At 67.6% G+C, this 23,647-nt stretch carries 5 protein-coding genes; all 5 read left to right on the plus strand.

Annotated features, from left to right (window positions below; all coding sequences use genetic code 11):
• The first annotated feature begins 47 nt into the window (after positions 1-47).
• The 5 genes from norR (at position 48) to GYA94_RS08540 (ending at position 23,519) form a co-directional block, all read left to right on the plus strand.
• Positions 48-1,604, plus strand: a complete 1,557-nt coding sequence (gene norR, locus GYA94_RS08520) for a nitric oxide reductase transcriptional regulator NorR (protein WP_110678782.1) — start codon at positions 48-50, stop codon at positions 1,602-1,604.
• Positions 1,605-1,792: 188 nt separating this feature from the next.
• Complete coding sequence (locus GYA94_RS08525) at positions 1,793-18,673, plus strand: BapA/Bap/LapF family large adhesin (protein WP_161892125.1); 16,881 nt, start codon at positions 1,793-1,795, stop codon at positions 18,671-18,673.
• A gap of 63 nt (positions 18,674-18,736) precedes the next feature.
• Positions 18,737-20,173, plus strand: a complete 1,437-nt coding sequence (locus GYA94_RS08530) for a TolC family outer membrane protein (protein WP_161892126.1) — start codon at positions 18,737-18,739, stop codon at positions 20,171-20,173.
• Positions 20,170-22,338 (plus strand): type I secretion system permease/ATPase, encoded by a 2,169-nt coding sequence (locus GYA94_RS08535; protein ID WP_161892127.1) that lies wholly within the window; start codon positions 20,170-20,172, stop codon positions 22,336-22,338. Before GYA94_RS08530 ends, GYA94_RS08535 begins: the two co-directional genes overlap by 4 nt.
• Positions 22,335-23,519 carry an HlyD family type I secretion periplasmic adaptor subunit gene (locus tag GYA94_RS08540; RefSeq protein WP_054911426.1) on the plus strand — a complete coding sequence of 395 codons (1,185 nt, stop codon included), beginning with the start codon at positions 22,335-22,337 and terminating at the stop codon, positions 23,517-23,519. Before GYA94_RS08535 ends, GYA94_RS08540 begins: the two co-directional genes overlap by 4 nt.
• Positions 23,520-23,647 lie beyond the last annotated feature (128 nt).

Here is a 23,647-nt window from a genome sequence, read left to right on the forward strand (position 1 = left end):
AAAAGACCCAGCGGGCGGTATAGTCATAACGACCTACTGGAGTCCATATGACCACAAAGCCTTTGCTCACCACGTTGCTGCCACTGGTCAGTGACCTGTCCCGCGAACTGCCCGACCAGGAGCGCTACCGCCGCCTGTTGCAGGCCATGCGCAGCCTGCTGCCATGCGATGCCGCCGCGCTGCTGCGCCTGGACGGCGAATGGCTGGTACCGCTGGCCGTGGACGGGCTGAGCCCCGATACCCTCGGCCGGCGGTTCCGGGTGAGCGAACACCCGCGCTTCCAGATCCTGCTCAGCCGCCCCGAGCCCACCCGCTTCGCCAGCGATTCCGAGCTGCCCGACCCCTACGATGGCCTGGTGACCGCCGTCGCGGCCTCGCTCGAAGTTCACGACTGCATGGGCTGCCCGCTGATGGTCGATGAGCGCCCATGGGGCCTGGTCACCCTCGATGCGCTGACCCCGGGGCAGTTCCAGAGCCTGGAGCTGGACGCCCTGCAAGCTTTCGCCAGCCTGGCCGCCGCGACCGTAACCGTGGCCGAGCGTATCCACCACCTGGCCCTGCGTGCCGAAGACGAACACCACCGCGCCGAAATCTACCGCCAGGCCAGTGGCCAGCACCAGGAGCTGATCGGCCAAAGCCCGGCCCACAAACGCCTGGTGGAAGAGATCCGCCTGGTCGGTGGCAGCGACCTGACGGTACTGATCACCGGCGAAACCGGTGTTGGCAAGGAGTTGGTGGCGCAAGCCCTGCACCAGGCCAGTAGCCGCGCCAACCAGCCGCTGGTCAGCCTCAATTGCGCAGCCCTGCCGGACACCCTGGTGGAAAGTGAGCTGTTCGGCCATGTGCGCGGGGCCTTCACCGGCGCGCACGGCGAGCGCCGCGGCAAGTTCGAACTGGCCAACGGCGGAACGCTGTTCCTCGACGAAGTCGGCGAACTGCCGCTGACCGTGCAGGCCAAGCTGCTGCGCGTTTTGCAAAGCGGTCAGTTGCAACGCCTGGGGTCGGACCGCGAGCACCGCGTGGACGTGCGCCTGATCGCCGCCACCAACCGTGACCTGGCGGCCGAAGTGCGCAACGGCAACTTCCGCGCCGACTTCTATCACCGCCTCAGCGTGTACCCGCTGCAGGTACCGCCACTGCGCGAACGTGGGCGTGATGTGCTGCTATTGGCCGGCTACTTCCTCGAACAGAACCGTTCGCGCCTGGGCCTGAACAGCCTGCGCCTGAGCAGTGAGGCCCAGGCCGCGCTGCTGGCGTATGCCTGGCCTGGCAACGTGCGCGAACTGGAACACCTGATCGGCCGTTCAGCGCTCAAGGCGCTGGGCCAACACCCCGACCGGCCACGTATCCTGACCCTTGAGGCCAGCGACCTGGACGTGCGTACAACGGCACCGGCGGCCGCAGCCACGCCCCTCCCTGCCCCGCCGCTGTCGGTAGCCAACCTGCCCGAGGGTGGCCTGCGCGAGGCCGTCGACAGCTACCAGCGCCAGGTGATCGAAGCGTGCCTGCAACGGCATCAGGACAACTGGGCGGCAGCGGCGCGCGAGCTGGGTCTGGACCGTGCCAACCTCAGCCGATTGGCCCGTCGGCTGGGGCTTCGCTGAGGTTTATCTACAAAAGGATTAACCCAGAAAGCCATCTGGTTGCTTCCCGCCTGGCTGCTATATCTCCCTAACCACCCCACTCTCGGCTGCCTGGTCGAGGCTGTGCGTAACACCCCTGCACGGGTCCTGTTACTGCGGTTGTAGCCCGATAACGGGCTGGGGGATCCGGACACCAGCAGGGAGCATCCATGGACAACATCGTCGTCGCCGATAAGCAAACTGAAGTCGCCACTCAGAGCGCCTGGGGCAATATCAATCTCAAAGGGCCAGGCGTCGTGCAGATGCCCGTGGCTCCCGATCAGCTGGCCACCGTCACCCAGCGCGGGCAGGACTTGGTCCTCACCCTGAAGTCCGGGGAAAAAATCACCATCGGCAATTTCTTCGCAGTGGACCAGGCCGGTGTCGGCAGCGACATTGTCTTCGTTGGCGAGGACGGCACCCTGTGGCACGCCCAGTACAATGCGGCGGCATTCGAGGGCTTCACCTTCGAAGACGGAAACTCCCTGGATGAGCTGGTTGCAGGCCTGGGTACCGCTGGCAGCGCCATGCCCACCTGGGCGATTGCCGGGCTCAGCCTGCTCGGTGCCGGCGGTGCGGCGGCGGCGGCCGGCAGCGGGGGTGGCGGTGGCGGGGGTGGCGCCGACCCGGACACCACCCCACCGGCCACGCCCATCGACCTGTTGGTATCGCCCGATGGCCTGCGCCTGACCGGCCGCGCCGAAGCCGGCTCGACGGTAACCGTACGCGGGGCCGACGGCGCAGTGCTGGGCACTGCCGTAGCCGGCGCCGACGGCCAGTTCAGCATCACCCTGCAACCTGCGCAAACCGATGGTCAGGCCCTGGAGGTCAGTGCCAGCGACGCCGCCGGCAATGTTTCACCGCCGGCCAGCATCAACGCGCCAGATATCGACACGCCCGACACCACGGCCCCTGACCAGCCGAGTGACCTGGCCCTTGCCAATGGCGTTACCCTCAGCGGTCGCGGCGAGCCGGGTGCCACCGTGCAGGTGCGCGATACTGCCGGTAACCTGATTGGCAGCGGCGTGGTCAACGCCGACGGCACTTTCAGCCTCACGCTTTCCCCCGCACAAGCCAACGGTGAAGCCCTGGACATACGCCAGGTAGATGCCGCCGGCAACAGCTCGACACCCTTGGTGTTCACAGCCCCGGATATCACCGCCCCGGCTGCACCGAGCGCACTGGTGGTCAGCCAGGACGGTACGGTACTCACTGGCCGTGCCGAACCCGGCAGCACCGTACGTATCCTCGCCGCCGACGGCAGCCAGCTGGGCACCGCAGTGGTCGGCGCCACGGGCGTATTCAGCATTACCCTCAGCCCGGCGCAAGTGGATGGCCAAACACTGCAAGCCACGGCCACCGACGCAGCTGGCAACACCTCTACCGCCAGTTCGGTGACCGCGCCGAGCGTCGACGGCGGCGACACCACCCCACCGCAAGCACCCAGCGACCTGGCCATCGGCCTGGCCGGCAGCCAGCTCAGCGGCCGTGGCGAAGCCGGCAGCACCGTGCAGGTGCGTGATGCCGCAGGCACGGTCATCGCGACCGGCACCGTCGGCGCGGATGGTACCTTCGCCATTAGCCTGGACCCGGCCGTCAAGGATGGCAGCACCCTGCAAGTCACCCTTACCGACGCTGCCGGCAACGTGTCGCAGCCAGGCGCAGTGACGTCGCCCGACCTGCTGCCACCGGCACAGCCCACCGACCTGGCACTGGCGGACGGCGTGACCTTCACCGGCCGCGGCGAACCGGGGGCCACCGTACAGGTGCGCGACGCTGCCGGTAACCTGCTCGGCTCGGCGGTGGTCAACCAGGACGGAACGTTCAGCCTCAGCCTGTCCCCTGCCCAGGCCAACGGTGAAGCGCTTGACGTACGCCTGGTCGACGCCGCCGGCAACAGCTCGACGCCCCTGCAATTCAACGCCCCGGACATTACTGCGCCGGATGCCGTCAGCGATATCCTGGTCGGTGCGGGCGGCACCCGCCTCAGTGGCCATGGTGAAGCCGGGGCTTCTGTGGAAGTGCGGGATGCCGACGGCAACCTGCTGGGTCGTGGCGTGGTCACGGCCAACGGCACCTTCCTGATCGACCTCGACCCGGCCGTGCAACCCGGCGACCAGCTGACCCTGCTGCAAGTGGACCCCAGCGGCAATGCTTCGGTGGCCGTCGAGTACGATGTACCGCTCACCACTGCCCCGGCCAGCCCCAGCGGGCTGGCCATCGATGCCGATGGCACTACCCTCACGGGCAGCGCCCCTGCCGGCAGCCGAGTGGAAGTACGCGATGCCAGCGGCACGCTGATTGGCAGCGCCGTAGCCAACGCCGACGGCAGCTTCAGCATCGAGCTCACCCCTGCCCAGGCCAACGGCGAACTGCTGAACGTACTGGCCCTCGATGCCGAGGGCGTGTCCTCCGTGCCCACCCAGATCACCGCGCCCGATATCACGGCACCCGCGGCACCTGCCGAACTGGCCGTCAGTGCCGACGGCAGCGTGATCACCGGCCGCGCCGAACCCGGCAGCACCGTGCGCATCGTGGCTGCCGATGGTACCGAGCTGGGCAGCGCCGTGGTCGGCCCGACCGGGGTGTTCAGCATCGAGCTGGCCCCACCACAAACCGACGGTGAAGTGCTGCAAGCCACCGCCACCGATGCGGCGGGCAACACCTCAGCCACCAGCGCGGTGACCGCGCCGGACCTCGATGGGGTCGATACCACGCCACCAGCAGCGCCGACCGACCTGGCCATAGCGCTGGCCGGTAGCCAGCTGAGCGGGCGTGGCGAACCTGGCGCCAGCGTGCAAGTCCGTGATGCGGCCGGGAATATCCTGGCCACCGGCAGCGTAGGTGCCGACGGCAGCTTCACCATCACCCTGGACCCGCCGGTGAACGACGGCAGTGCCCTGCAAGTGACCCTGACCGATGCTGCCGGCAACCAGTCGCCCCCCGGCTCGGTCACCTCACCCGACCTGCAGCCACCTGCGCCGCCAACCGAATTGGCCCTGCTTGGTGGGGTCACTTTCAATGGCCGCGGCGAGCCCGGCGCCACCGTGCAGGTGCGCGACGCGGCTGGCACCCTTATCGGCAGCGGCGTGGTCGGTGCGGACGGGGCGTTCAGCCTGTCCTTGTCACCTGCCCAGGCCAATGGCGAGGCCCTGGATGTGCGCTTGGTCGATGCTGCTGGCAACAGCTCGATACCGCTGGAATTCACCGCACCCGACACCACGCCACCGGCTGCCGTAAGCGACATCGTGGTCGGCGCCGACGGCCTGGCGCTGAGTGGGCGTGGTGAAGCCGGCGCCACCGTTGAAGTGCGAGATGCCGACGGCACCGTGATCGGCAGCGGCGTGGTCAGCGCTAACGGTACCTTCCTGATCGACCTCGAACCGGCCGTGCAGCCCGGCGCGCAACTGAGCCTGGTGCAGACCGACCCGAGTGGCAATGCCTCCGAGGCCCTGCAGTTCGCAGTGCCGACCACGCCTGCGCCCGCCAGCCCCAGCGACCTGGTGGTTGCCGAAGACGGCAGCAGCATCAGCGGCACCGCGCCGGCCGGCACCCGCGTGGAGGTCCATGATGCCAATGGCACGCTGCTTGGCAGTGGGGTTGCAGGCGACGATGGCAGCTTCACCGTCACCCTCGACCCCGCCCAGGCCAATGGCGAACTGCTGGACGTGGTGGCCATCGATGGCAGCGGTGCTTCGTCCCTGCCAGCCCAGATCTCAGCACCGGACATCACCCCACCGGTCACCCCCAGCGAGCTGGTGATCAGCGCCGACGGCAGCGTGCTCACCGGCCGCGCCGAAGCCGGCAGCACCGTACGCGTGCTGGCGGCCGACGGCACCACGGTGCTTGGCACCGCGGTAGTCGGTGCCACCGGCAGCTTCAGCATCACCCTCGACCCCGCCCAGGTAAACGGCGAGGTGCTGCAAGTTACCGCTACCGATAATGCCGGCAACGCTTCTGCGGCCGGCATCGTGACCGCCCCAGACATTGACGGTGGCGACAACACCGCACCGCTGGCACCCACAGACCTGGTGATCGGCCTGGCCGGCAGCCAGCTGAGCGGTCGCGGCGAACCCGGCACCCGCGTGGAGGTGCGTGACGCCCAAGGTAACGTGCTGGCCAACGGCACGGTCAACCCGGATGGCAGCTTCGTCCTCACCCTGAGCCCAGCCGTCAACGACGGCAGCGCCCTGCAAGTGACCCTGACCGACGCTGCCGGCAACGTTTCGCAACCTGGCACGGTCACCGCACCGGACCTGCAGGCCCCGGCCCAGCCGACCGACCTGGCCCTGGCCGATGGCGTCACCTTCACTGGCCGTGGCGAACCTGGCGCCACCGTGCAGGTGCGCAATGCGGATGGCACCGTGATCGGCAGCGGCGTGGTCGGTGCAGACGGGGCGTTCAGCATGTCCTTGTCACCTGCCCAGGCCAATGGCGAAGCCCTGGATGTACGCCTGGTCGATGCTGCCGGCAACAGCTCGATACCGCTGGCATTCACCGCACCCGACACCACGCCACCGGCGGCTGTGGGCGACATCGTGGTCGGCGCCGATGGCCTGGCGTTGAGTGGGCGTGGCGAAGCCGGCGCCACCGTTGAAGTGCGCAATGCCGACGGCACCGTGATCGGCAGCGGCGTGGTCGCTGCCAATGGCGTTTTCCTGATCGACCTGAATCCTGGCGCGCAGCCCGGTGCTCAGTTGAGCCTGGTGCAAACCGACCCGAGCGGTAATACCTCCGAAGCGCTGCAGTTCGAGGTGCCGGTCACCCCTGCCCCTGCCAGCCCGAGCGACCTGATAGTCGCCGAAGATGGCAGCAGCATCAGCGGCGCCGCGCCGGCCGGCAGCCGCGTGGAGGTCTACGGCGCCGACGGAACGCTGGTTGGCAGTGTGCAGGTTGGCCAGGACGGCACCTTCACGGTCATTCTCAACCCGGCCCAGGCCAATGGCGAACTGCTGGAGGTGGTGGCCATCGATGGCAGCGGGGCTTCGTCCCTGCCAGCCCAGATCTCAGCACCGGACATCACCCCACCGGTCACCCCCAGCGAGCTGGTAATCAGCGCCGACGGCAGCGTGGTCACCGGCCGCGCAGAAGTTGGCAGCACCGTACGCGTGCTGGCGGCCGATGGCACCACGGTGCTTGGCACCGCGGTAGTCGGTGCCACCGGCAGCTTCAGCATTACCCTGGACCCCGCCCAGTTGAACGGCGAGGTGCTGCAAGTTACCGCTACCGATGCCGCCGGCAATGCTTCTACGGCCGGCACGGTCACCGCACCAGACATTGACGGTGGCGACAACACGCCACCGGAAGCCGCCACCAACCTGCTTGTCGGCCTGGCCGGTGCCCAGCTCAGCGGCCGCGGTGAAGCCGGTGCCAGCGTGCAAGTGCGCGACGCCCAAGGCAACGTGCTGGCAAACGGCACGGTCAACCCGGATGGCAGCTTCACCCTGGCCCTGGAACCTGCAGTCAAGGACGGCAGCACCTTGCAAGTGGTGCTGACCGACGCCGCCGGCAATGCCTCCGCCCCTGCGTCGGTGGTAACACCGGACCTGCAGGCCCCGGCCCAGCCGACCGGCCTGGCGCTGGTCGACGGCGTCACCCTCAGCGGTAGCGGCGAGCCAGGCGCCAGCGTGCAGGTGCGCGATGCCGCGGGCACCCTGCTGGGCAGCGCTCAGGTCAACGACGACGGCACGTTCAGCGTGACCCTGACCCCAGCACAGGCCAACGGCGAAGTGCTGGACATTCGCCTGGTGGATGCTGCCGGCAACATTTCCTCGCCACTGCAGTACCAGGCGCCAGACACCACTGCCCCGGCGCAGGTCAGCAATATCGTGGTCGGCGCCGATGGCCTGGCCTTGAGCGGGCGTGGCGAAGCCGGCGCGACCGTGCAGGTGCGCGACGCCAACGGCACCCTGATCGGCAGCGGCGTGGTGACCGCCAACGGCACCTTCCTGCTCGACCTGGACCCGGCCGCGTTGCCGGGTGAACGCCTGAGCCTGATCCAGACCGACCCGAGCGGCAACGCCTCGCTGGCGCTGGACTATGACGTGCCGCTGGTAACCGTACCGCTCAGCCCAAGCGACCTGGTGGTCGCCGAAAACGGTACCAGCGTCAGTGGCTCGGCCCCCGTGGGCAGCCGCGTGGAAGTGCATGATGCCGAGGGTGCGCTGATCGGTAGCGTGGTGGTCGGCGCTGAAGGCACCTTCACCGTGGTCCTCAACCCGGCCCAGGCCAATGGCCAACTGCTGGATGTGGTAGCCATCGACAACAACGGCACTTCGTCGCTGCCGGTACAGGTCAGCGCACCAGACATCACGCCACCGGTGGCGCCTGGCGAACTGGCCATTACCGCCGACGGTACCGCCGTCAGCGGCCGTGCCGAACCTGGCAGCACCGTGCGCGTGCTGGCGGCCGATGGCAGCACCGTACTTGGCACTGTGGTGGTGGGCGCCAGTGGTGCGTTTGAAATCACCCTTAGCCCTGCCCAGGTGGCGGGCGAACAGTTGCAAGTGGTTGCCACCGACGCAGCCGGCAATGCCTCGCAGGCCGGCACCCTTACCGCACCGGTCATCGACAACGGCGGCGACACCACGCCACCAGAGCCTGCCACCAACCTGGCGATCAGCAATGACGGCCGCACCGTGTCCGGCCGCGGCGAAGCCGGCACCACCGTAGAGGTACGCAACGACCAAGGCCAACTGCTGGCCAGCGGCACCGTGCAGCAGGACGGCAGTTTCAACGTTACCCTGCCCACCCCGGTGGTGGATGGCTCGTCATTGCAAGTGACCTTGACCGATGCTGCTGGCAACGTGTCCAGCCCAAGCCCGCTGACCGCACCGGATCAGGTGGCGCCACTGCAACCCACCGACCTGGCGCTGGTCGATGGCGTCAGCCTGACCGGCAATGCCGAGGCCGGTGCTCGGGTAGAGGTACGCGACGCTGCTGGCAACGTGATCGGCAGTACACTCGCCGAAGCGGATGGCAGTTTCAGCCTCACCCTCGACCCGGCGCAGGCCAATGGCGAAACCGTCAGCGTGCGGGTGACCGACGCCGCAGGCAACACCTCGCTGCCGTTGAGCTACGTAACCCCGGACATCACCCCGCCCGGCATCATCAGCAATGTGGTGCTGGGTGCTGGCAGCCTGGTCGTTTCCGGCCGCGGTGAAGCGGGTGCCACGGTAGAAATCCGGGATGGCAATGGCAACGTGATCGGCACCGGGGTGGTCGCAGCGAATGGCACCTTCCTGATCGACCTCGACAGCCCACTGGCCGCAGGCGACGCCATTGCGTTGCAACAGACCGATGCCGCCGGCAACCCTTCGGTTGCCCTGACGGTCACCGTACCGGCCATTGCCGTGCCGGACAGCCCGACGGGGCTGGTGGTAGCTGCCGATGGCAGCGCCATCAGTGGTACGGCCCCGGCTCGCAGCCTGGTGGAAGTGCGGGATGCCCAAGGCGGTGTGCTGGGTAGCGTGCAAGTCGGCAACGACGGCAGCTTCAACATCCCCCTCAGCCCTGCCCAGGCGAACGGCGAGCTGCTGGATGTGGTAGCCATCGACGCGGATGGCAACAGCTCACTGCCGACCCAGATCGGCGCACCGGACATCACCCCGCCCAACGAGGCCACCGAGTTGCAACTGAGCAACGATGGCAGCGTATTGACCGGCCGTGGCGAACCCGGCACCCGCGTGCAGGTGGTGGACGCCCAGGGCAATGTACTGGGCAATGCCCAGGTTGGCGCCGATGGCGTGATCAGCGTGGTCCTGAACCCGGCGCAAACCGATGGCCAGGAGCTGGACGTGGTGCTGCGTGACGCCGCTGGCAACAGCTCGACCGCCACCGTTATCGCACCTGACCTGGATGGCCCGCTGCAACCGTCGGGTCTGGCCATCGACAGCGCCGGCATCCACCTCACCGGCCAGGGCCAGAGCGGCTCGCTGGTCACCGTGCGCGATGCCGACGGCAATGTGCTGGGGACCGCCACCGTGGGCGGGGACGGGCGCTTCGACGTCACCCTCAACGCACCGCAGCGCAATGGCGAAAGCCTGACCGTGGAAGCCACCGACAGCCAAGGCAACAGTGCCGGGCCAGTGGACTTCACCGCACCAGACAGTACCCCGCCGCAAGCAGTGACCAACCCGGCCATCGATGGCGACGGCGTCACGGTCACCGGCAACGGTGAACCGGGTGCGACCGTGACCGTACGCGGGCCGGACGGCAGCGTACTGGGCAGCATCGTGGTAGGCGCCAGTGGTGCGTTCGAAATCAGCCTCGATACCCCGCAAACCAACGGTCAGGCCCTGACCGTCGAGCAGCGCGACGCCAGTGGCAACCTGTCGACCGCGGTCGATCTGTCGGCACCGGATACCCAGGCCCCCGACACACCCACCGGCCTGGTACTGGCGGGTGACGGTGGCAGCCTGAGCGGTAGCGGCGAGCCGGGGGCGCAGGTAACCGTGACCGGCGCCGGCGGCGCCGTGCTGGGCACTGCCACCGTACAAACGGACGGCAGCTTCCAGGTGACCATCGACCCACCGCAGCTCAATGGCCAGACCTTGGCCGTCACCCAGGCGGACGCGACCGGCAATACCTCCACCGCCGGCAGCGTCACCGCGCCGGACCTGGAAGCCCCGGTAGCCGCTGAAGGCCTAGGCATCAATGGCACGGGCACGGCACTCACCGGCCAGGCCGAACCAGGCAGTACCGTGCAGGTGCGCAACGGCGCTGGCGACCTGCTGGGCTCCGCGCAGGTGGAAGAGGACGGCAGCTTCAGCGTGCCCCTGGCCCCCGCCCAGACCAACGGCGAAACCGTGTCGGTGGTAGTGGTCGATGCTGGCGGCAACACGTCGCCATCCGTGGCGTTCACTGCCGACGACAGCACCGCACCGCAAGCACCGGGTGGCCTGACCATAAGCGCGGGCGGCGACACCGTTCAGGGTACGGGCGAAGCAGGCAGCACCGTCGAGGTACGCAACGCCGCCGGCGACCTGCTGGGCAGCGTGGTGGTGCCGGTTGGCGGCAGCTTCATTGTCGCGGTCAGCCCGGCCCAGCTCGATGGCCAGGCGCTGCAGGTGACCTTGACCGATGTGGCGGGCAATGTCTCCGACAGCACCCCGATCACTGCACCCGACCTCACCCCGCCGGCCTTGCCCACCGGGGTGGTGGTCAGCGAAGACGGCAGCACGGTCAGCGGCAATGCACCGGGCGCTGATACCGTGACGGTGCGTGACGGCGCAGGCGTGGAAACCACGGTTGAAGTGAACCCCGACGGCAGCTTCAACGTGCCACTGCCAACCCCGCAGAACAACGGCGAAAGCGTGACCGTGATCGTCACCGACCCGGCGGGCAACAGCTCGGCACCGGTTACCGTTACCGCACCCGACACCACCGACCCGGAACCTGCCAGCGGCGTGACTGTGAGCCCCGACGGCAGCAGCGTCGGCGGCACTGCAGAGCCGGGCAGCACCGTGGTCATCCGTAACCCGGACAACAGTGACCGTGGCACCACCACCGCAGGGCCGGATGGTACCTTCGTGGTGCCGGTCGACCCGCCGCTGGCCGCTGGCGAAGAGGTCAGCGTGGTGGTCATCGACCCGGCCGGCAACGAATCCGACGGTGTGACCCTGACTGGCCCGACCGGCAGCGAAGTGGCCACCCCGGCGGACCTGGCCATCAGCGCCGACGGCTTCGTGCTGACGGGCACCGGCACCGTGGGGGCGTTGATCACCGTGACATCCGCCGGTACCACGCTGGGCACCGCGACGGTGGGCAGCGATGGTGTCTTCCGGGTGTTCTTCAGCAACGCTCAGCTCAATGCACAGACCTTGCAGGTCAGCGCACGGATAGGCACCGACGGCCAGCCATCGGTACCGGCCACCGTGGTCGCCAACGATACCACTGCACCCGAAGCCCCGAGCGCCACCATCGACCGCACCGGCAGCACGCTGACCGGCCAAGGCGAAGTGGGCGCCAACGTGCGGGTCACCGACGCCCAGGGCAATGTGCTGGGTAGCGGCGTGGTCGGCAGCAATGGCCTGTACAGCATCACTCTGTCGCCGGCGGCCGCCAACGGCCAGAACCTGATCGTCACCCAGGCCGATGCTGCGGGTAACGTGTCGCTGGCCGCCAGCCTGCAGGCACCCGACCTGCAGGCCCCAGCCGCCGCCAGCGACCTCAGCCTGAACACCGCCGCCACCGTGGTCAGCGGCCAGGGCGAAGCCGGTGCCAGTGTCACTGTGCGCGATGCCAGTGGCGCCATCCTGGCTACCGGCACCGTCAACCAAAGCGGCCAGTTCCAGATCACCCTGCCCAGCGCGCAAGTCAACGGCAGCCCGTTGCAGGTCACCCTCAGTGATGCCGCAGGCAACGTATCAGGCCCCGCCAGCCTGGCTACCCCGGATCGCACGCCACCTGCCGCCATTGTCGACCCGCTGCTCAGTGCCGACGGCAGGCAGCTTTCCGGTAGCGGTGAAGTGGGCGCTACGGTACAGGTCAGCAATGCCGCCGGTACTGTGCTGGGTAGCGCTACGGTGGGCGCCGATGGCCGCTTCACCGTGACGTTCGACACGCCGCAAAACAGTGGTCAGGCCATTGGCGTGGCGCAAATAGACGCCGCCGGCAATACCTCGCCAGCGGTGACCGTGGCCACTCCAGACCTGACCCCGCCTGCACCGCTGACCAATGTGGTGCTGAACAACAACGGCCTGACCCTCAGTGGCCTGGGCGAAGCCGGCGCCAGCGTGACCGTGCGCGGGCCTGACGGCACCATCATCGGCACCGGCCTGGTCGCGGCCAACGGCAGCTTCAGCCTGACCTTGACCACTGCCCAGCTCAACGCCCAGCAACTGAGCGTGACCCAGACCGATGCGGGCAACAACACCTCCAGCGCGGTGGCAGTGACCGCACCCGACTTCACCCCGCCAGCAGCACCTACGGCATTGGCCCTGTCGGCGACGGGGCTGCAACTGACCGGCAACGCCGAAGCCGGCAGCACCGTGACCGTGCGCGATGCCGGCGGCAGCGTGCTGGGCAGCGTGGTGGCCAGCAGCAACGGCACTTTCCAGGTCACGCTGAACAGTGCCCAGACCAATGGCCAGAACCTGCAGGTAACTGCCACCGACGCGGCGGGCAATGTATCGCCAGCGGCGCCGTACACGGCCGCCGATACCACGCCGCCCGCGGCGGTCAGTAACGTGGCGGTGTCTGCCGATGGCGCGACCCTTACCGGCCAGGGCGAAGCTGGTGCGACGGTCACCGTACGCGCCCCGGACGCGACCATATTGGGTACCGCAACCGTGGCCGCCGATGGCAGCTTCAGCGTGGCCTTGTCGCCTGCGGCGCTCACCGGTGAACGCCTGGGCGTTGTGCAAACCGATGCCGCGCAGAACGCCTCGCCTGAGCAAAACGTGACTGCGCCGGGCATTCTGGCCCCCGCCACGCCAGACAACCTGGTGCTGGCAGCAGACGGTCTATCGGTCACCGGCACCGCCACGGCGGGCAGCACGGTCACTGTTTACGGCCCCAACGGCGCGGTGCTGGGCAGCAGCCCGGTCGCCAACGACGGCACCTTCACCGTCAACCTGGGCAGTGCCCAGGCCAATGGCGAAGTGCTGCATGTGAGCGCAATGGCCAGCGATGGCAGTCTGTCGCTGCCGGCCACCTTGCAGGCGCCGGACACTACGGCGCCACAACCGCTCAGCAACCTGGTGCTGTCCAGCGACGGCCTGGTCCTGACCGGGCGCGGCGAACCAGGCGCCACCGTTACCGTGGTCGGTGAAGGCGGTATCGATCTGGGCACGACAGTGGTCGATGCCAGCGGCAACTTCAGCGCCACCCTGGGCAGCGTCCAACTCAACGGCGAACAGCTCAGCGCCAGCCAGGCCGATGCGGCCGGCAACGAGTCCAACAGCGTGAGCATCACTGCCCCCGACCGCGTGGCACCGGATGCCGCCGCAGACCTGGCATTCGCCGGGGGCGGCAGCCTGCTTAACGGTAGCGGCGAGGCCGGCGCCAGCGTGTGGGTAATGGCTGCCGATGGCAGCGTGCTGGGCACGGCCGTAGTGCGCGCCGACGGCAGCTTCCAGGTCGTGCTCGCCTCGCCGCAAGCCAACGGTCAGCCGCTACAGGTGCTTCTGACCGATGCGGCCGGCAACCAGTCGGCCGCCAGCACCATCACCGCGCCAGACACTACACCACCTGCGGCGCCGAGCGACCTGGCGGTTTCCGGCGATGGTGTCACCCTGACCGGCCGCGGCGAAGTCGGCGCCGAGGTGACCGTGACCGACCCGAGCGGCGCCCCGATCGGCAGCGCCATCGTCGATGCCAGCGGGCACTTCACCATTACCCTGAACCCGGCACTGGGCAATGCCGAGCTGCTCAGCTTCACCCAGGCCGACGCCGCCGGTAACGTGTCGGCAGCAGCGACCCTGCAGACCCCGGACTTCACCCCACCTGCCCCGCTCACCCAGGTGGCGATCAACGCCGACGGCAGTGTGGTCACTGGCCTGGGTGAGGCCGGCGCCACCGTGATTGTGAGCAACGCCGCCGGTAGCGTACTGGGAACCGCTACGGTGCTGGCCGACGGCAGCTTCAGCGTCGCGTTGTCGCCTGCCCAGATCGACAACCAGGTGCTGTCGGTACTGCAGGCCGATCCGCCCGGCAACGTCAGCGCGCCCGTCAGCGTGCAGGCGCCGGACTTCACGCCCCCCGCGGCTGCAACCGAGTTGCGGCTCAATGCGGCAGGCGATGTGCTGGCCGGGGTTGGCGAAGCGGGTACCACGGTGCGCGTCTATGTGGGTACAACGCAAATCGGCACCACCACGGTCGCTGCCGACGGCACCTTCAGCGTCGGCCTGGACACCGCCCAGCTCAATGGCCAGCAGGTGCAGGTAACCCTCACCGACGCCAGTGACAACGTGTCGCCGATCAGTACCGTCACGGCAGTCGACGTAACGCCGCCGGCCATCGTCATTGCCAGCATCAACGACAGCGGTACCCAGTTGATCGGCACCGCCGAGGCCGGTACCCGGGTCACGGTGATAAACAACAACGGTGACCTGCTGGGCCAGGTGACGGTCGACCTGGATGGCACCTTCGTCCTCGGTTTGAGCCAGCCTCAGATCAACGGCGAAACGCTGACCATCATTGCCCAGGACGCCACCGGCAACCCGTCGGCCCCCCTGGAGCTGAGCGCCCCCGACCTGACCGCACCGGTGCAGCCAAGCGACTTGCTGCTCAACCCGGCCGGTACGTCGATGACCGGCACCGCCGAGGCCGGCACGCTGATCACCGTGCGTGGCCCGGACAACACCCTCGTGGGCCAGGTGGAGGTCGGTGCCGACGGGCGCTTCACCGTGCCCATCAGCCCGGCGCAGAACAATGGCCAGTTGCTCAGCGTGGTGTCTACCGATGACGCCGGCAACGTCTCGGTTGCTGCGCCCTACCAGGCCAACGACACCTCGCCACCTGACCTGGTGACCAACCTGGCAATCAACAACACCTTCAACGTGCTCACCGGCAAGGGCGAGGCCAATGCCACGGTCACCGTCAGCCTGGGCGGCAGCGTGATAGGCACTGGCACGGTAGACGGCGCGGGCAACTTCCAGATCAACCTGACACCGGCGGCAGGCTCGCTGGCAACGCTGGCCATCACCCAGTCCGACGGCATCAATACCTCGGCGGTGGCGACCTATGTCACACCGCTGGTGGCTCCGCCAGTACCGCCGACCAACGTGACGCTGGGCAGCGACGGCCTAACCTTGTCGGGTAACGCGCCCAGCGGCGTAGGCATCCGTGTGTACGATGCCGCAGGCAACGTGATCGGTACCGGCGGCGCGACATTGAACGGCACTTTCACGTTGACGCTCGACTCGGCGCAACTCAACGGCGAGTACCTGCAGGTCACCGCCGTGGCCCTGGTGGGCGGCGAGTCGCAGCCAACCTTATTGCAGGCAGCCGATACCACCGCACCAGCCGACCCACTGGTGACCAGCCTGTCGACCAACGGCCTGGTGCTGAGCGGTACCGGCGAGGCCGGTGCCACGGTGACCGTGCGCGATGCCGGTGGCAACGTGCTCGGCAGCGCCGTGGTCAATGGCGGTGGCGTGTACACCGTCAACCTCAACGCCGCGCAGCTCAATGGCCAGGTTTTGGCGGTGAGCCAGGCCGACGTTGCGGGCAATACGTCCGGCAGCACCCGCTACACCGCTGCCGACCTGCAACCGCCTGCGCTACCGACCAATGTCACCATCAACGGCGCAGGTACCGTGGTGACCGGTAATGGTGAAGCTGGCGCCACCGTCACCGTGCAAGGCGCCAACGGACCGGTGGGCAGTGCAGTGGTGCAAGCCGACGGCACCTTCAGCGTCACTTTGACCACGCCTCAGAACGACGGGCAATTGCTGGTGGTGCGCCAGGCGGACGCTGCGGGCAACCTGTCCAGCAGCGTCAACCTCAACGCCCCGGACACCACCCCGCCGGCGGCGCCGCTGGCCACCATCAATACCAACGGCACAATGGTCAGTGGCTCTGGCCAGGTTGGCAGCACGGTTACCGTGCGCAACAGTGCCGGGACCGTGCTGGGTACGGCAACCGTGGGCAGCACCGGCCTGTTCGTGGTCAGCCTGAATGCCGCGCAGATCGACAACCAGGCACTGAGCGTCACCCTCACCGACAGTGCTGGCAATGTGTCTACCGGTACCACGCTGACCGCCCCGGACCTGACCCCACCTGCTGCGGCCGCCAACCTGGCGATCAGTGCCGACGGCAGCACCCTGACCGGTACCGGTGAAGTGGGCGCCACGGTGACCGTGCGCAGCGCCAGCGGCACTGTGCTGCAAACCGCCACCGTGCAAGCCGATGGCAGCTTTACCGTGACCCTGAGCCCCCCTCAGGACAACGGGCAGGTGCTTGCGGTGACACTGAGCGACCCACGCGGCAACGTGTCGGGCAACGCCAGCATCACTGCACCGGATGTGGATGCCAACGCCCCGGTCATCGCCAGCGATAACCTCGCCACGGCGACGGTCGACCTGGCCGCGGTCACCGCCAGCAGGACCTACACCGACAGCTTCACCACCCTGTTGGCGGGGTTCACCAAGACCTACACCTGGACGGTAGCCGCCGGCACCACGGCCGACCCCACGCTGACCCTGACCACCAGCAGTGCACTGGCCCTGCTGGACAACACCACCTTCACCCTGCAGGTGAAGAATGCCAGCGGAACCTGGGTCACGCTGGCCACCGGTAACAGCCAGGGCTTGCTGGACCTGATCCTGTTGCCGTTGGGCCAAGGCCTGCGAGTCGACATCGGGGTGCTGCAGGCGGGCGATTACCGCCTGACGGTGGGCAGCGGCGGCATTGGCCTGATCACCAATGTCAGCACCTCGCTGGATATCACCTCCACCAGCCTGACCGAGTTCACCGGTACTGGCACAGCCACCTCTGGCAACGTCATCACCGACGTGGGCACCGATGGCGTGGTGGATGCGCGGGGCCCGGACAGCGCCGCGGTGCTGCAGGTGCTCAAAGGGGGCAGCTACGTCTCGGCCGGCAGTGCCACCACGGTGCAAGGCCTGTACGGCACGCTGGTGATTCGCGGCGACGGCAGCTACACCTACACGCCAAACGGCAGCCCCGCCAGCGTCGGCAAAGTGGATGTGTTCAGCTACCAGCTGGTGCACCCCAACGGTCTGTCCGACAGCGCCAATTTGTATGTGCGCATCGATAGCCCACAAGCCACGGAAGTCTGGAGCGACAGTAACTACGCGGCGCCAGCCACGGTACTTGACGCAGTCAACGACGTAGGCTTCAGCAACCTCACCCTGGCCAACCGGGTAGACACCAGCAGCAGTACGCTGGGCTCGTTGACCCTGCCGCTGATCGGCAGCCGCCAGGCCACTTACACCACTACAGTGGCTGCCGATACCACGGCTAACCTGCAAGTGGTACTCAATTCCGCCAACCTGCTGAGCCTGCTCAACGGCACCACCCTTGAACTGCTCAAGCTCAACCCGGCCACGGGCCAGTACGTGCTGGTGCAATCGGTAGGCGGTGGCTCGTTGATCAGCCTGTTGGGCGGGGGCGCTGGGTATACCTTCCAGAACCAGGGCGCAGGCACCTACCACGTGCGGGTGACCGCTGGCGGCATTGGCCTGGCCAGCTCGATCACCACCAGTGTCAATGCCACCACCACGCACCTGAACGAGTTCGTGGTCAGTGGCGCTACGGCGGCCACCGGCAACCTGCTGGCGGACGATACCCTGGGTTCGGCACTGACCGTGCTGAGCGTAATGACCGCAGCCAACACCTACACCATACCCGGCTACAACGGGGTGAGCGTGGCGGGCACCTATGGCACCTTGCTGGTGCAGGCCGATGGCAGCTACACCTACACCCTCAACTCGGGGGTCAGCGCCGCGGCAGTCGGCCAGCACGATACCTTCACCTACGAGCTGGCCCACCCCAACGGCAGTACCGACACGGCAACGTTGACCATCAACCTGGACAACGCCGCTGGCCTGGTCAGCACCACGTCGCTGCTGGCCGACAGCGGTGAAGAGGCAGTCGCCCTGGCCAGTGTCGCCGCTGTCAGCGATGTGGTTGCTGGCAGCGACGGCAACGACCACCTGGTGGGCAGCCAGGGCGGGCACATCACGCTTGAAGGTGGTGCCGGTGACGACACCCTGGTGATCGTCGACCAGAACTTCGCCAGCGTCGACGGTGGCACGGGTACCGACACCCTGCAATGGGGTGGCGGCGATGTCAGCATCGACCTAGGCAACCTGGTCGGCCGCGTGCACGGCATCGAGGCCATCGACCTCAACGACACCAGCGCGGTGGCCCTGACACTCAACCTGGCCGACGTGGTGGCCATCACCGAAACCGGCACCGACACGTTGATCATCAAGGGCGACAACCATGACTCGGTGCACATGACTGACAACTGGAACCTGGTCGGCAACCAGACCGCCGACGGGATCGACTATAACCAATACACGGCCCAGGAGGACCCGAGCCACCACCTGTGGGTACAGAACGGCATTCACGTCGTCTGAGGCCGCGGCAAACCCGCCGGGCAAACGCCCGGCGGCATGGACGACCAGCAGTAAGGGAACTATGTGAAGCGAAGCAGTCCGCTGTCACCGTTATTGCTTGGAGCCTGCGGGCTCCTGGCCCTGAATCTCCAACCGGTTGCCCAGGCAGCCGATGATATAGACCCCCACCTGCGCTACATCGGGCCATCGCTGCTACGCGATGCGCCCGCGGCGGTGCCTGCGCGGCCACCCACCGGCATGGCCCCGGTCGCCAGTGGCGAGCGCCTGGGCCTGACCGAGGCGGTGTTGCAGGCCGCGCAATGGCACCCCAGCATCGCCGAAGCGATCGGCAACCTGTACAAACAGGGCGAAGGCATCAACGTCGCCCGCGCGGGTTACTACCCGCAGATTTCCGGCGGTATCCGCACCGGTTATGACACCGGCTACGGGGGCGATCGCAACAGCCAGGCCCTCAACCTGTCGCTCAAGCAGATGCTCTACGACTTCGGGAAGGTCGACAGCGCCGTCAACGCGGCGCAGGCCGCCGCCGCGCGGGCCCAGGCCAATATCCTGCTGGTGGTGGACGACCTGGCCCGTGACACCGCCTATGCCTGGATCGAAACCCGCCGCTACGAACAGTTGGTGGCCATTGCCCGCGAACAGATCCGCGGGGTGGGCGACATTGCCGGGATGGCTCGCCAGCGCAGCGACATGGGCGCCAGCACCCGCTCCGACGTGGTACAGGCCGAATCCCGCGTGGAAAGCGCCCGCGCCACCCTGGAGGAATATCAGTCGCAATACGAGCGCTGGCGCTCCACCCTGGCCGCGCTGATGGGCCGCGTGACCCCGCCAGCCCTGGCCGAGCAGTCGCCTGCGGCGTTGAACCAGGCCTGCAAGCGGCCTGCGCAAGGCGATGATCGCCTGCCGGCCGTGCTGATGGCCCTGGCCCAGCGTGCGCAAGGCCAGGCAGAGCTGGCCCAGGCCAAGGCCGAGGCCTACCCGACCGTGTCGCTGCAGCCCCAGGTCAACCATTACCTGGACAACGACTACAACCGCGACAACTCACGCATGGACCGCACCCAGGCGGGCATCTACCTCAACGTCGAGGTACCGATCTACCAAGGCGGTGCGATCAGCGCCCGCAGCCGCGCTGCCAGCCACGCCTTGAGCGCCGCCGACTCTGCCGAAGATGCCGCGCGCCTGCAGGCACGGCGTGGCCTGGCCGAGGCTCAGGCACAAACCTCCGGGCTGGGCCGCCGGCTGAGTTCACTGGAAGCGCGCCAGGTCAGCATCCAGGAGGCGCGCATGCTCTATGGCCGCCAGTATCTGGACCTGGGCACACGGCCGCTGCTCGACCTGCTCAACGCCGAGCAGGAGATCTACCAGTCACGGTTCGAACTTGCCGGCACCCGCTCCGACCTGCTGCGCCTGGATGTCGACTGCCTGTACAACACCGGCGCGCTGCGCGCGGCCTTTGGCCTTGAGGGGCGCAACCTGCAAGGTGTGGAGATCCAGCCATGAGCGATTCGATCAATGTAACCCTGCCCACCCAGCCAGCGGCAGCAGCGCCGGAGGCGGCCCCCCGCCCAGACCTGGGGCCGTGGCTGGAGGTGATGCTGCAGGTGGCGCACCACTACCGCCTGGACGTGTCGCCCCAGCGTATTCGCCTGGCGGCGGTGGAGGATGCCCGGCCGCTGGACGAAATTCTTCGCCACATGGCCCGCCAGGCCGGCCTGGCACTGCGCTTCGTGCGCTTCGATGCCAAGGGCCTGCGGCAATGGCGTACACCGCTGGTACTGGAGCTGGACGATGGCCAGTTGGCCGTGGTCGAGGCAGTCACCGAAGAAGATGACCTGGCGGTGGTGTTCGCCGGTGACCAGGGCCTGACCACACGCCTGCCCCGCGCCACGCTCAAGGGCCGCATCACCCGGGTTGCGCTGTTGCGCCCGGCGCGGCCGTTGCGCGATGTGCGCACCGATGACTACACCGCCCCCTACGACCGCCACTGGTTCGCCCGTATCGTGCTGCGCGACCTGCGCCCCTATGGGCAGGTGATGGTCGCCTCGCTGGTGGCCAACGTGCTGGCGCTGGCCGGGGTGCTGTTTTCGATGCAGGTCTACGACCGTGTGATCCCGGCAGAATCACTGCCCACCTTGTACGTGCTGTTCGGCGGCGTGGTGCTGGCGCTGGTGTTCGACTTCAGCATGCGCCTGCTGCGCCTGAAGGTCACCGACCTGCTCGGCAAGCGCGCCGACCTGCGGGTGAGTGACCTGGTCTATGGCCATGCCTTGCGCCTGCGCAACTCGGTGCGGCCGAAGTCCACCGGTTCGTTCATTTCGCAACTGCGCGAGCTGGAGTCGATCCGCGATTTGATCACCTCCAGTACTGCCACGGCGTTGGCGGACCTGCCATTCTTCCTGCTGTTCTTGTTCGTGTTCTGGCTGATCGGCGGCGTGCTGGTGTTCATTCCGCTGGTGGCGCTGCTGGCCATGCTGCTGCCAGGCCTGCTGGCGCAGCGGCGCCTGGCGCGGCTGGCCAACGCCTCGATGCGCGAGTCGGCGCTGCGCAACGCCATGCTGGTGGAAAGCATCCAGGGCCTGGACGAAATCAAGGCGCTGCAGGCCGAAGCACGCTTCGAGCGCCAGTGGAACCAGTACAACGCAGCCTGTGCACATACCAACCTGCGCCTGCGCACGCTCACCAACGGCCTGGTGACCTGGACCCAGAACGTGCAAGGTGCCGTGTTTGCCGTGGTCATCGTGGTCGGTGCACCGATGGTGATCGCCGGCGACCTCACCACCGGTAGCCTGGTGGCAGCGTCGATGCTGTCGTCGCGGATGATGGCGCCGCTGGCCCAGCTGACCCATGTGCTGACCCGCTGGCAGCAGGCCAAGGTCGCCCTGCAAGGCCTGGACAAACTGATGCAGTCGGCGGTCGACCACCCCGAAGGCGAAGCGCGCGTGCACCTGCCGGCAATCCGCGGTGAATACCGCCTGCGCCAGGCCAACTTCCGCTACAGCGAAGAATCCCCCCCGGTGCTCAACATTGGGCAACTGGATATTCAGCCGGGCGAACGCATTGCAGTGCTCGGCCGCAACGGCGCGGGCAAGTCCACCCTGCTGCAGGCGTTGGGCGGGGCCATGGACCTGGTACAGGGCGAGGTCAGCCTGGACGGCATCGCCCTGGCCCACCTCGACCCTGCCGACCTGCGCCGCGACGTAGGCTTGCTGCCGCAGTACGCGCGGCTGTTCCACGGCACCCTGCGGGAAAACCTGACCCTCGGTGCCGGCCAGGCCAGCGACCAGGAACTGGTGGCCGCGCTGGCTGCCACCGGGGCGCTGGACTTTGTCCGCCGCCTGCCCAAGGGTATGGACCACCTGATCCTCGAAGGCGGCCTGGGCCTGTCTGGCGGCCAGCGCCAGGCACTGGTGCTGTCGCGCCTGTTGGTGCGCCAGCCACAGGTGCTGCTGCTGGATGAACCTACGGCATCGCTGGACGACATGACCGAGCGCAAACTGCTGGATAACCTGGAGCGCTTCTGCCAGGGCCGCACGCTGGTGATCGCTACCCACCGCCTGAGCGTGCTGCAACGGGTCGAGCGCATTGTGGTGCTCGACGGTGGGCGCATCGTCATCGATGACACCCGCGATGCCGCATTGGCCAAACTGCAAGGAGCGCAGGCATGAGCAACCACGAACTCCCGGCGTCCTACCTGGACGGGCAGGACGACCAGGCCGTATTCCGCGCCGGGCGCCTCATCACCCTCAGCGCGCTGATGCTGGCCGCGTTCCTGGCCTGGGCCGCCTGGTTCGAGGTGACCGAGGTTTCCACCGGTACCGGCAAGGTCATCCCCAGCTCCCGGGAGCAGGTGATCCAGTCGTTCGAAGGGGGGATCGTGGCGCAGATGAACGTGGCCGAAGGCGACCTGGTCGAGCGCGGCCAGGTACTGGCCCAGTTGGACCCGACCAAGACCGCCTCCAGCGTGGGCGAAAGCGAAGCCAAGTACCGCGCCGCCAAAGCCAGCCAGGCCCGGCTGCAAGCCGAGGTGACCGGCAAGCCGCTGACCTTCCCGGCCAGCCTGCGCGACTCGCCCGAGCTGATCGAAGCGGAAACGGCGCTGTACCAGACCCGCCGCCGTGGCCTGGAGCAGACCCTGGCCGGCATCGAGGATTCGCTGCGGCTGGTGCGCAGCGAGCTGAAGATCACCGAAAACCTGGCGAAAATGGGCGCCTCCAGCCGGGTCGAGGTCATCCGCCTGAACCGCCAGCGTTCGGAGCTTGAACTCAAAGCCAACGAGGCCCGGTCCGACTACCTGGTGCGCGCCCGGGAAGAGCTGGCCAAGGCCAGCGCCGAGGCCGACAGCCTGTCAGAGGTGATCCGCGGGCGCAGCGACTCGCTCACCCGCCTGACCCTGCGTTCGCCGGTGCGCGGCATCGTCAAGGACATCGAGGTGAACACCCTGGGCGGCGTGGTACAGCCCGGTGGCCAGGTGATGAAAATCGTGCCGATGGACGAGCGCCTGCTGATCGAAACCCGCATCGCCCCGCGCGACATTGCCTTCATCCACCCCGACCAGGCGGCCAAGGTCAAGATCAGTGCCTATGACTATTCGGTGTATGGCGGGCTGGATGGCAAGGTGGTGGGTATTTCGCCGGATACCTTGCAAGACGAGGTAAAACCGGAAATCTACTACTACCGCGTGTTCATCCGTACCGAGCAGGACAGCCTGAAGAACAAGGCCGGCAAGCACTTCGCGATTGTCCCGGGGATGATTGCCACAGTGGATATCCGCACTGGCGAGAAAACCATCCTCGATTACCTGATCAAACCGCTGAACCGGGCCAAGGAGGCCCTGCGCGAGCGGTAACTGGCCGGGGCCCACAGGCGCTGCATATCTTCTGACAAACACCTGTCAGCCCTGATGCGATCCCTGTGGGAGATTCTATGGTTTCTGGCAAGGGTAGCCGCAGCATGTTCAGCGCCTGGGAGATCGAG

Origin of the sequence: Pseudomonas juntendi (assembly GCF_009932375.1) — a bacterium.
Classification (GTDB): Bacteria; Pseudomonadota; Gammaproteobacteria; order Pseudomonadales; family Pseudomonadaceae; genus Aquipseudomonas; species Aquipseudomonas juntendi.

Bases quoted from the DNA above. Each gene is read 5' to 3' on its own strand.
- norR (WP_110678782.1), top strand. From the start codon at position 48: ATGACCACAAAGCCTTTGCTCACCACGTTGCTGCCACTGGTCAGTGAC.
- GYA94_RS08535 (WP_161892127.1), top strand. From the start codon at position 20,170: ATGAGCGATTCGATCAATGTAACCCTGCCCACCCAGCCAGCGGCAGCA.
- GYA94_RS08540 (WP_054911426.1), top strand. From the start codon at position 22,335: ATGAGCAACCACGAACTCCCGGCGTCCTACCTGGACGGGCAGGACGAC.
- GYA94_RS08525 (WP_161892125.1), top strand. From the start codon at position 1,793: ATGGACAACATCGTCGTCGCCGATAAGCAAACTGAAGTCGCCACTCAG.